The sequence below is a fragment of the Fluviicola sp. genome, from assembly GCF_039596355.1.
In the GTDB taxonomy this organism is placed as follows: domain Bacteria; phylum Bacteroidota; class Bacteroidia; order Flavobacteriales_D; family Crocinitomicaceae; genus Fluviicola.
The window spans coordinates 1,182,317-1,193,794 of record NZ_JBCNJW010000001.1 but is presented as its reverse complement, the minus strand read 5'-3'; the positions used below and the strand labels follow the sequence as shown (position 1 = coordinate 1,193,794).

Sequence of the window (11,478 nt, the reverse complement as noted above, 5' to 3'; positions counted from 1 at the left end):
GCATTTGTGGGAAAGACAAAGAGTTCCTGCTAGCAGGAACTGAAATTATGAATCATACAAGTACTTTTTGTAGTCACCTGATTAAAGTACATAAATCCCTTCGTTAGACGCCTAAAAATTCGTGAATTCGTGGCTTTTTGTTTTATCATCTTTAATTTAGGACACACTAACACGCAATGAGATGCTAAATAAATGGACAGGAACTTACCGATACGACTCTGAAAAAATTCAGAGGATCGTTGGACATCCATATACGCGGTTTACGATTGAAATGGAACTGTTTGAAAACGATACGCTCAAAGGAACCGTTCAAGATGATCCCGATACCGGTGGAATGAGCGGGATTGGGACGATTTCGGGAGAAATTCACCAAGGCAGGATTTACTTTGAGAAACAAATGCCGGTCAGAAGTGTGATCCTGGATAAACAAGGCAATAGAAAAACAACCGATGAGCAGCATCCGGTACTGTTTTATGAGGGGAAATTAACCGGTGAAAACAAGTACGCCGGAACATGGACCTTTGAGAAAACATGGGGTTTCCTGTTCGGATTTATTCCCGTCAAATATTGTCCGGGACGTGGTACCTGGGAGATGGAATTACTGGTGGACTGATCAAATACGTGAAAAGAACAACCTAAATTAAAAAACACATAAAGAATGAAACGAATCAACGAAATTGCCTTGCTTTCACTGCCGTTTGTTGCAGTACCCGCCTTTTTACTCATGGGAAACCTGCTTGCAAATTCCAAAATTGAAGCGAAGCAGGAAGGATTCAATAAAGTAGTTAAAACCGAGTATTTTGAAGATACACTGGCCAATTACAGGCTTTACAGTGATTCATTGATCATTGAATTTCAAAAACCATTAAAGATACCTGATTGGTTTGGAGAGATCTTCGTCGTAAAGAAAGACCGTTGGGAAGTGGGGGCAGAAATTCAGATGCCGGGTAAGAAGGACGGACAGTTGGGCGAAATGCATTTTACCAACGGAAAAGCAACATTCCGCGGGTTCCATTTGCAGAAAGACTCCCTGTCATCCTATCGGGTGCTTTGCCGGATGGTTCCTCATTACCCGGGCAGGGTTGGAATAGGAGATGTGTATCTCCCGCAATACCTTTTTTCTTCCAGTGAAACCATTCCGAATAAGCTGGTACTCAGTGATCAGGTGAAAGATTTGAAAATCTTGGTCTATGATTTGACTGAAATAAATAAACTGGAACGGGACGTGCAGCTTTTTTGCATCGATTCAATTGAAAAGATTATGGATCATTTCTACGGCTTGGACAAGTGAAATAACAGCAGTTTGTGTGTCAATCCTGCCCCTGTGTGCCAGGAGCAGGATGTTGATTTTTTCGAACTATTCACCGTATTTCAACAGGAATTCCGGGTTAATGGCTTTAAAACTGAAACGTCCGGCATTCCAGTTTTCGTCTGAGGAAGGCGCATTGTTTTCTTTTCCGTAAGGCCGGATCACAATACCTTCTGCCCAGACATCTTTCAAAAACTGGCTTTTGATCGTCGCTCTCCGGATGATTGCATCAATGTCATTTTCGAGTTCGTAATCCAATGAAAGAACAGGCACAAGCGGAAGATCCAGTTGCTGCAGTAATTCATTGAAATCGGAAAAATCGAGGTGTTCATAGGCATCGATATCAAAAGCGTTGAAAAAACGGATCGTTTGTCCTTTCAGATTTAGTTTGTTGCTTTGGATTCCTTCACCGATCAATTCTCCCTGGATGGCGATGTTTTTACCAAGCGACCTCAATTTTGCTTCAATATCCATTTCCCGGGCAATTTTCCAGAGACTGTTTTCAGCATCTTCCACTAATTCCAGGTTGCGGCTGCATACGCCGAACTCGTTATCTTTTACATAATAGGTCGTTGAACTTCCATCCAGTTTTTCAGTGATGTAGCATTTGATGCCTTTGAACTTGTCTAAAACATCCTGCAAAATCTGAACCCGGGTTTCGTCTGTTTTTGGGATGAAGGAAGGGAATTTACCTTTTGCAACGCCACTCAGACAGGCAGGCATCGGAGGTTCGTATTTGGTGATTTCGAGCACGTCCGTACAGTCTGCGTCTTCCGTTACCTCAAAATCAGCGGGAAGTACCGAAAGCGGGAAGCAAATGCCCTGTGAAATTTGTCCTCGAAGCCGCACCGTTCTGATTCTCATCCCACGCGCCTTCAAAAACTCAAATGCAGGTTTTTCGGGCATTAAGCTGTCGATTTCACAGTACACGATCAGATCGCCTACTTGAAATTCTCCTTTTTTGACCACTAACTGCCAGCCTAATACAGTTGCTTTTTCAATGGCATCTGCGCCTTCAATAGGATCTAATGCTTTTATTTTTTGGATACTTGCTAATTTTCGCATGTTTCATTGGTTTAGATGGTTCCTGAACGGAAAACCGATTTTTATCGGTCGAGGGCAAAAATAAACTGTTTTTGAAAATAACCGGTTTTTTTATCTGAATATCGTTCCCGATTTGTTGACGCTTTAGTTTTCATTATTAGTATCTTGTATCTGTCAAATACGATCAACACACACTGAAACATGAAAACCAACTATTTTGATTCGCAAAGTATTGCCCGCCGCTACGAAAAGGGACGGCCCTATTTCCAGGGAGAAGTGATTCTCCGCGTAAGAGAGCAGTTGAATTTTCCATCGATGTTACCGAATGCGTTGGATATTGCCTGCGGAACCGGACTTTCATCCAAAGCACTTTTGACTGTTGCAGAACAGGTGTATGCGACGGATATTTCTGCTGAAATGCTGCAAGTTGCTTACCTGGACGAACGCATTCATTACCAGGAAGCCAAGGCGGAACAGCAACCTTTTGAACCCGGTTTTTTTGATTTGGTCACAGTCAGTTCGGGAGTACATTGGTTCGATATCAATCTGTTTTTAGCGGAAACCAACCGGGTATTGAAACCCAATGGCTGGTTGGTGATTTACGACAGTTTTTTTGCCGGAAAAATGAAAGACGTAGAAGCGTTTAGCAATTGGTATCCGGATGTATATGGTAAAAAATTCCCGCCACCATCCCGAAATGACCGTTATAACTGGACGAACGAACACCTGAATGAGCAACACTTCACGCTTTTCCACGAAGAATCCTTTCAACAAGTATTCGAATTTTCATTGGATCAACTGGTTCTGTACTTCACCACCCAAAGTAACATTACCGCGCAGGTAGAGCAGGATCAACTAAGCTATGAAGATGCGGAACAGTGGTTGTATCAGGAATTGGAACCGTTTTTCCAGGGCGAGAACAGAAGTATGTTTTTTGGAGGCTGGATCAAGTATTTGCGGAAGGTCTGATAAAACAAGCTGAAAAAAATCATCCATCTAATGACAATCATTTGAATTAGTACGTTTAGAAAACGATCTTTGCCTAAAAAACAGCACATAGATCAGGTAACATGAGTACTGCAGTTTCAAAAACGGAATTTTACAGAGAACTGGAAGCTTCCCTGGCTGCAAGTACCGGAGAACAACGGAAAATGTGGGCAACCAGGATCATACGGGACGATCTGGAAATCAAAGAACTTGCCGGCCTGCTTACGGGAGAACAGAAAGTTGCTACCCGGTTTTTGTGGCTTCTGAGCGATGTGGGCATCCTGGCTCCAGAAAAATTGCTATCTGAGCTTCCTTTTTTGTTTCAGTTCTGTACAAACCTTAACCCGGTTTATAAAAACTCCTTTGCATCGTTTTGGCTGTATGCAGGTGTACCTGTAGAAAATGAAGGTGAAGGTGAAGCGATAGACTTGTTGTTCCAGTTACTTCTGTCAAACGATACAACGGTTACCATCAAATCAAGAGGGCTGTTTGTACTTGCCAAACTGGCTAAAAAGTACCCGGAATTGAAACCTGAATTGAAAATCTGCCTGGAAGAGCAAATGGACAAATACTCTGCCGACTTTAAAAAACGGGCAGCTAAACTATTAACCGAAATCGCATCATGATGAAACGATACAACGCAATTTTCTTTATTTTTTTAAGTATTTTGCTTGCATCCTGTTCCAATAAAGAACGGGAAGTCTCCATTTTTTCGATTCCATCCGGCGCAACGCCCTCCGAACTGGAAGCGAATGGTTTTTGGGTAGACAGGGATTTGAATTTCCGCGGTGAAACGGATTCTCATCATGATGGAAAGGTGAATTTCTGCAACCTGGAACTGGGTTATGCGTGTGTACACGTGTCTTACGACGATGATGACCAAATGAAACGGTACATTATCCAAATCGATTGTAAACCCTTTGAAAAAATGACCGGCTTCAAAGCAAAGGCCTACAAAGAGTTGGAAATAGAAGGAATAAACTACCAGGTGGAAAAAGACAGAGGTGGCTTGTCTTTAAAATTGACGCGAATCGGATTAAACAACTAAAAGAAACCCGGAATATGAATGCAGGTAGATCAACCAGGCTGTTCTTAGTGGTTTTGTTTATCAGCACGAAGACGCTGGGACAGGACACGCTTTATATCAACGAGCAAAGCAGCGACTGGACTAAATTATCCTTTTACAAAAGCTGGAGAAAAGAAGATACTTTGATTCCGGTGTCCAATGAGCCGTTTTCGCATGGGAGTTTTTACAGGGAGTATATGCATCCCTTGTATTACAGCAATGATTCAACTCCTTTTAATGGGGTGATCATTACCCAATTGGAACAGGCCTGGTCATTCATTACGGACTATTGGCTGGATGTATTGGAATACCGGGATGGAAAATACGTTTCGATCACTGAATTCGGTTACAAGAAAGGGAAAGCCAATACGAAAGCAGATGCAACGATCTACCGCGACCTGGGAGTCACCAACCCGATCTACCTGAAAGCAAACCCGAATTACGCTGAACGCTCCAATTATTACCTGTGTGGATTTTCTGCCACCCCGAAAAAATCGCGTTATGATTTTGATTCAATCGGAAATACCATCTATGCGCAAAATTGGCCAGACAAAAAGAACTACAGCGAGATCTATTATTTTTCGAACGGACAAATTTGGCATGAGACCTGCGAGAGCAATCTCGATAGTATTACGGCCCGGAGTTTAAGTGTGTACTATTCCGAAAATGGAGCAATTTTGTCAGAAAGCGAAACAATTACCGATGAGTCGACACAGAAATGGCGTCAATCAGAAATCCGTTTTAATGAAGCCGGAGACACGATCGCTTTTTCCAATTACATTCATGGAGCATTCCAGGGACTCATGATTTACGAGTTTATGAATTATGACCAGCAGAAAGACCTGATCCGGATCATTTGGAAAGACAACCGGATAATCGATGTGATCAATACGAACGTTTTGTACCTGGATAAAAAAGGACGGATCATCCCGGAGGAAGTCTATTTAGCGGGGAGAAGTAAGCAGGAAATCCCCGATTTTTTGAACCTCGACGGATTTTCCAGCCCGGAATATGGTTTGCCGCTTAGAATCAACGGACAGGAATATGTGTGCTATGCTTCTTTAATGCCGCAATCGCGGAAACTCTGGAAAAAGGTTGCGAAAATCTCCGCGAAATACCAGGTGAAGCCTTAAGATAACCGGATTCATCCTCATCGGATAGTTTCGCACGCCGGAGTCTTTTAATTGTTAATAAATCATTTTTTGCCGGGAGGTTTTCAGTGTAATTGGTTAACTTATTAGAAGAAAGAACTCGCGCATGAAAAGATTTGTGATCATACTATCTGCTGTTGCCGCTCTTTTTAGTTCGTGCCGGCAAAACGAAAAATCATCCGCTTCACCTGCGGATCAAGTTGCTGCATCGTCAAAATGGAAGAAACCGGAAAAAATGGGTTACGAGTTCCGGAATGCAAAAGAATGGCTTCAAAATGATTCGTTGTACAACCATTCCCGGCGCGCCATTGTTTTTGCTTTGAACCGGGTCGACAGTACGCACTTCGCGAAAATGGATTCGGTCATCGTACCGGTTGATTTGAGCGGCGATGTGGTCTATTACTTCCCGTTTCCCTTAGAGGTTTCAACCCTGAAAGATGTTGACAAAATCATCTTTTTCTCCTATGCGACTCAATCGTTTGGGGCATATGAAAAAGGAGAATTGGTTTACACCGGGCCTACGAGTATGGGAAGGGAAAAAGACCAAACCCCGACCGGGTTGTTTTATACCAACTGGAAGGCCAAAAAGACAATCAGTACGTTTAATGACGAGTGGGAGTTAAAGTGGAACTTTAATATCCTGAACAAGGCCGGTGTGGGCTGGCATCAGTACAGCATGCCCGGTTATCCAGATTCTCATTCCTGTTTGAGACTCACCGCACGAGATGCGAAATACCTCTACACCTGGGCAGATCAATGGGTGCTGGCGAATAAAACAACGATCCGTGTAAAAGGAACCCCGGTCATGGTGTTCGGAAGTTATGATTTCAAAGGCCCGAAACCGTGGTTACAGTTGGTTCAGGATCCGCATGCCCTGGACATTTCCGAAACTGAAATCCAACAGCTGGTAGCACCGTTTTTAGATCAAATCCTGGCAGATCAGAAAATCCGGGAAGATTATGAAGCCTCTAAAACAATGCGTACGAAAAACGAGTAGATTTTACTACATTTAGACTCAGATAACTTAATGCCTGATTCAATCACATAATTTCCGATTATTTAAGTAATCAGAATAACGGCACAGTACGATCTGTTGCAATGTTGATGATCCGTCATTCTAAAAAACAATTAAAAGACACCAGATATGGAACTGATTCTGTTTGTGGGGATTCAGGCTTCGGGAAAGACAACTTTTTACAAGGAAAACTTTTTCAAGTCTCATATCCGGATTTCGATGGATCAATTGAGAACCAGAAACAAGGAAGAACAATTTATCAATACGTGTTTGAACACCCAGCATCCGTTTGTTGTGGATAATACCAATCCAACGAAAGCAGACCGGGCAAAATACATTGCTGTTGCAAAAGCGAAGAAGTTTAAAGTAACGGGCTATTATTTTCAATCAAAGCTTGCGGAATCTCTGGATCGGAATGATGGGCGGGAAGGCAAGGAACGGATTCCGGAAGTCGGGATCAAAGGAACACACCGTAAATTGGAGTTGCCCGGTTTTGATGAGGGTTTTGACGAACTTTATTATGTGAAAATTGAAAACGGAAGTTTTAAAATAAATCAATGGACCGATGAAATTTGATGAGTTAGACGTCAAAATGAGGGTTTACGAAACAGCACAGGATCGCAGTGTTTTACCCGGAATGTATCTTGTTGCACGGATTGATGGCAGAGGTTTTACGAAACTTACGAAGGAAACTCATGATTTTGAAGCTCCTTTTGATGAGCGATTTAGAGACCTGATGATTGAAACTCTCAGGCATTTGATGAATTGTGGTTTCAATGTCATTTACGGTTATACGGAAAGTGACGAAATATCCTTATTGTTCGATCATCATGAAACTGCCTTTTCCCGTAAAACCCGGAAGTTGATTTCGATTTTAGCAGGGGAGGCAAGTGCTAAATTTTCTTCCTTGCTGGGAGCTGTAGGAGCGTTTGATTGCAGGCTTTCCGAACTTCCGAATAAACAGCTGGTGGAAGATTATTTTCGATGGAGAAACGAAGATGCATACAGAAATGCGTTGAATGCACATTGTTACTGGCGCCTGAGGCAGGATCAGTTTTCACCAAAAGACGCAACTGCAAAAATTCAGGGACTAAGTATTGCTGACAAAAACGAATTGTTGTTCCGCTATGGAATCAATTTTAACGAATTACCTAATTGGCAAAAAAGGGGAATCGGGATGTATTGGATAAATTCGGAGAAGGAAGGATTTAATCCTAAGACGAACGAAAAAGTAGTGACTACCCGACGCGAGTTGCACACCGATTTTGAGCTGCCTATGCGGGAAGATTATAACAGGTTTATCATGGAACTGATTGAGAAAAACGCTAGGAACGAAGAATTTTCGGGTTTTGACCGGGAGTTCTGATTTAAAAGGCCCGAAACCAACATCAAAAGCCAGGAGAACCGTTCTCAGATCACGTTTTTGTTGAGAAGAAATAAACACCTAAAGATTAGCAGATTTTACTACTTTTAAAATCCGGATAACTTGTACGCCTGAATGTTCATACTATTTTATCAGCAGGAGTCAATTGTTCGTTTAAAAAACAAGGATATTATGGCACTATTTGACCGATTCAGGAAGAAAGAGAAAACCGCAGAAGAAAAAACAAATCCGATAGCACCGCACAGCGAGCTTTATTCGGCTATGAGCCGGTATAACGAATACATCGTTCGTTTCATGAACATGCAGCACCAGGGCAATTATGCTCCCATTTCAGCTTATGAACATGCTGCAGGAGGAATTTCCGGTTTTTTGTATGTGATCGGTGATGATGCTTCTTATTCGCTTTCCGCGCAGGAAGTCATTGACAGGATGGAAAACCGCTTTGAACAGGAACTGGCACAGGGAAAAATCAATTCATACGTTATTCTGTATCACTCACAGTTTGCCAATGATACGAATCACCAGCTGGCGAATGATGATCATGAATTCAAAGCAATCACCATCTCGTACCATTTCAACAACGGGGAGAAAGGAAAGATCGGCCTGCCTTATTCTTTTGGAAATGATGAACTGACATACCACGGATTTGCAAATTTCAGCCAGGAAGAGAATAACCTCATTTTCAGAACACCATTGAAAAACAATCACGATTATTTCCAGGACAGGGAAGAAATCACCGCTCCTGTTTCTGAAAACGAAATCGGTTTAAAAATCAAGAAAACAAATAATTCGGATTTGAGTAATACCTGGGGCGGAATCTTCGGGTTTGAAAGTTACCGGAAACCGAATGGAAGCCAGTCGTTGCGGGAACACTTTGCCCTTGCAATGATCAAAGAACCCGTTTTTTCAACGAACGGAATCAGTTGTTCGGAGTTGAATTATGAAGATGTTGCACTGAAAAGCGTGGTAGTAGACGGAAAACCGGTCACCATGGTTCCGGTAATCAAAACGGATGTTGTTTTGGATGTCGTGAATAAGGAAATCCATGAATGGGAAAATGTATCAGATTTGCAGGCGATTATAGCAGGCGGCGGAAGAGATACCTTCGGGATTTCGTATTTGGCAACGGATTATGCTGAAAACCGGGAAAAATACCTTTCGCAAAAAGCATGGGACATGAAAATCAGCGGGATTGTGTATGTCCTGGATGTAAGTACATTGGGCGAGGAAGATGGGGAGTTAAAATACAGCGAAGATTTTACCATGTACATGCCGAACAATGATTTGCCGGGGCAGGCTTGTTTCGACTTTGTGGGGCAGTTGGAAGACTTCCGGGAAACACATTTATTGGAGAACAACACCGTAAAAGGTTACCTGATGAGAGTGCGGCTGATTACCAACCCGGATGTTAAAGACTTCTTTACGATCGATTTGTTTGTGAACCCTGAAAACATGCGGTTTCCGGAACTGACCGCAGGAATGAAACTGACTGGAATGTTCCAGATGCAGGGACAAATTGCCGGATAAGTGATCAGCTATGAAAACAAGTAGATTCCGTTACAGATTGCACTATAGCCTGATGGGGTTGCTATTGCTGAGTATGGCAAGTTGTCTGAGTCACAAAAACGTGATCAGAAATTATCCGTTTGCACAGGACGATTCCTGCGATTGTTATACCAAACATCCGTTGATCGTTGTGGGAACAAACTCCAACTATTTTTCAAAAGAGAAGGCCTTTTGTACCCGGGTCAATTATTGGATGCGGAGAGACTCCATCGCCAAACTGGATGAGTTGATCTACCGGATGGAAGATGAAACGCACACAACGGACTCGCTGAAACAGGTTCTGACATTTGTTGATTCGGTGCGGAGAAAGTTGAAAAAAGAATGGACACACACCTACATCAAAACGAAGTGGAGGACCGCTTCCGATGGAAAAGAAGTGACTATTCTGAAACAAAAAATAATCTATTACAACCGTTTTAAATCCGGAAGAAAGCGCATCGGGATGAAAAAATACAAACACGGTTCGCTGGTCAAATCTTCTTCTAAAAACGGGTACGCTATTCCATAATCAGATGATGAAAGTAATCAGCTATATCCTCATAGTCCTTGCGGCGGCCTCATGTACGAATTCTGCGAACCCGGAAGCACCGAAAAGCGAAGTCAAAGAGCCGGTTCAGGCAAAAACAACCGAAGTTATTCAAGAGAAAGAACCCGAGCCGGCTCCGCTTGGTTCGTCCGACTCCCAAAACGACTTTGAAATCCTGCTTCCCAGCCAGTACCGCGATTGGGAGGAGAAAAATCCGGCCAATCAGTTAACGGGTGAATGGATTGATTTGTACCGGAAAAGCGGAAAGTACTACATCGGGAAAGCTGAATTTATACGGTCGAGAGGATATTCCGAATGTTCGGGAGATTCAACCTGGATCATCGATTCTAAAAATAAAACGCTGCTTTTCATCAATGATCCCGAACTGACAGCGGGTGAAATAGCCGTAGTCAAACGTATCAAAAAGAATATCTGGCCGAAAGAAAAATGGTCGTTCAGCTTTAACGGGACGGAATATACGCTGCGTGGAGCAGGAGACATCCGATCCACAGAAGAACGGCATACCGATTCCGGAAAGGAGGTTTACCACCAGGTGGAGCATTACAAACTCTATCTTTCAACTGGAAATGGTACCGAAACACTGCTTCTGGATGAACCTTCATTCAACGATACCTTTACCGAAATGTTGTTTATCGGGGACATCGACCGGGACGGAAAACCTGATTTTGTCATCGGTTCAAACAGGGATTATGAAGAAGAAAGAGTACTGTTGTTTTTGTCTTCCAAAGCAGGTAAAGACCGCCTGAACAAAAAAACGTCTGAAGTGGCGATCCAGTTTGATTGCTAGAACATAAAAGAAAGAACATATCAGAATGAGTCTCATGAAACTTTACATCGCAATGACACTGGATGGTTACATTGCAAAACCAGACGGAAATCTGGATTGGCTGACTTCGATTCCTTACCCGGAAGACGGAAGTGATTACGGGTATCAGGAGTTACTTGATAGCCTCGAAGTGGCCGTTATGGGACGCAGTACGTACAAGGAAGTCCTGAAGTTAAGCCCGGAATGGCCTTATGCGAATTTGAAATCATATGTAGTGACAACAAACCCGGATTATCCGATCAGCACGCCGAATACCTTTGTTGTTAGTTCGGATTTGCTTGCTTTCGCCCGTGAATTGAAAAGCAAAGCGGTGAAAGACTGCTGGCTTATCGGAGGAGGGAAAGTCATTTCGTATTTCCTGGAGCATGATTTGATTGATAAATTGACTTTGACTATTGTTCCGAAAAACCTGGGAGAGGGAATCCGCCTGTTTCCGGATAAAACAAAAGAAATAGATTGGAAATTGATCGGGGTGGAATCCTTCAGTACCGGGTTGGTGAACCTGACATATGAACGCTAACCGGATGTGTATGTTTTTGTCCTGAACGTTGATGCTTCTTTCAGGAATAATTGATACTTTGGA

At 42.7% G+C, this 11,478-nt stretch carries 14 protein-coding genes; 13 read left to right on the top strand and 1 reads right to left on the bottom strand.

The features are described from left to right. Positions 1-181 precede the first annotated feature (181 nt). Together ABDV94_RS05155 and ABDV94_RS05150 are read left to right on the top strand one after the other, a co-directional pair. Positions 182-613, top strand: coding sequence for a hypothetical protein (locus ABDV94_RS05155; protein WP_343605341.1), 432 nt, complete (start codon positions 182-184; stop codon positions 611-613). A gap of 45 nt (positions 614-658) precedes the next feature. Continuing rightward, positions 659-1,291 (top strand): hypothetical protein, encoded by a 633-nt coding sequence (locus ABDV94_RS05150; RefSeq protein WP_343605339.1) that lies wholly within the window; start codon positions 659-661, stop codon positions 1,289-1,291. Positions 1,292-1,357: 66 nt separating this feature from the next. Here ABDV94_RS05150 and ABDV94_RS05145 read toward each other — a convergent pair whose 3' ends face one another. Beyond that, the gene (locus tag ABDV94_RS05145) at positions 1,358-2,374 is read right to left on the bottom strand and encodes an RNA ligase (ATP) (protein ID WP_343605338.1); all 1,017 of its coding nucleotides are present in this window, start codon (positions 2,372-2,374) and stop codon (positions 1,358-1,360) included. A 180-nt stretch (positions 2,375-2,554) separates the two neighbouring features. On the opposite strand from ABDV94_RS05145, the gene ABDV94_RS05140 reads away from it, so the two are divergent. The 11 genes from ABDV94_RS05140 to ABDV94_RS05090 all read left to right on the top strand — a co-directional run bounded on the left by ABDV94_RS05140 (position 2,555) and on the right by ABDV94_RS05090 (position 11,415). Then, positions 2,555-3,322, top strand: coding sequence for a methyltransferase domain-containing protein (locus ABDV94_RS05140; protein WP_343605336.1), 768 nt, complete (start codon positions 2,555-2,557; stop codon positions 3,320-3,322). A 101-nt stretch (positions 3,323-3,423) separates the two neighbouring features. Further along, positions 3,424-3,966: a hypothetical protein gene (locus tag ABDV94_RS05135; RefSeq protein WP_343605334.1), complete on the top strand. Its 543-nt coding sequence runs from the start codon at positions 3,424-3,426 to the stop codon at positions 3,964-3,966. Beyond that, positions 3,966-4,388, top strand: coding sequence for a hypothetical protein (locus ABDV94_RS05130; protein WP_343605332.1), 423 nt, complete (start codon positions 3,966-3,968; stop codon positions 4,386-4,388). Before ABDV94_RS05135 ends, ABDV94_RS05130 begins: the two co-directional genes overlap by 1 nt. A 14-nt stretch (positions 4,389-4,402) precedes the next feature. Next, entirely contained in the window at positions 4,403-5,539 is a 1,137-nt protein-coding gene (locus tag ABDV94_RS05125; RefSeq protein ID WP_343605331.1) for a hypothetical protein, read from the top strand. 124 nt (positions 5,540-5,663) lie between these two features. After that, positions 5,664-6,554 (top strand): L,D-transpeptidase, encoded by an 891-nt coding sequence (locus ABDV94_RS05120; protein WP_343605330.1) that lies wholly within the window; start codon positions 5,664-5,666, stop codon positions 6,552-6,554. A 147-nt stretch (positions 6,555-6,701) separates the two neighbouring features. Then, positions 6,702-7,148: an AAA family ATPase gene (locus ABDV94_RS05115; RefSeq protein WP_343605329.1), complete on the top strand. Its 447-nt coding sequence runs from the start codon at positions 6,702-6,704 to the stop codon at positions 7,146-7,148. After that, positions 7,138-7,938, top strand: a complete 801-nt coding sequence (locus ABDV94_RS05110; protein WP_343605327.1) for a tRNA(His) guanylyltransferase Thg1 family protein — start codon at positions 7,138-7,140, stop codon at positions 7,936-7,938. Before ABDV94_RS05115 ends, ABDV94_RS05110 begins: the two co-directional genes overlap by 11 nt. A 189-nt stretch (positions 7,939-8,127) precedes the next feature. Beyond that, entirely contained in the window at positions 8,128-9,483 is a 1,356-nt protein-coding gene (locus ABDV94_RS05105) for a hypothetical protein (RefSeq protein ID WP_343605326.1), read from the top strand. A gap of 10 nt (positions 9,484-9,493) precedes the next feature. Further along, the gene (locus ABDV94_RS05100; protein ID WP_343605324.1) at positions 9,494-10,030 is read left to right on the top strand and encodes a hypothetical protein; all 537 of its coding nucleotides are present in this window, start codon (positions 9,494-9,496) and stop codon (positions 10,028-10,030) included. 4 nt (positions 10,031-10,034) lie between these two features. Continuing rightward, positions 10,035-10,856 carry a VCBS repeat-containing protein gene (locus ABDV94_RS05095; RefSeq protein WP_343605322.1) on the top strand — a complete coding sequence of 274 codons (822 nt, stop codon included), beginning with the start codon at positions 10,035-10,037 and terminating at the stop codon, positions 10,854-10,856. Positions 10,857-10,890: 34 nt separating this feature from the next. Then, the gene (locus ABDV94_RS05090) at positions 10,891-11,415 is read left to right on the top strand and encodes a dihydrofolate reductase family protein (RefSeq protein ID WP_343605321.1); all 525 of its coding nucleotides are present in this window, start codon (positions 10,891-10,893) and stop codon (positions 11,413-11,415) included. Positions 11,416-11,478: the final 63 nt, after the last annotated feature.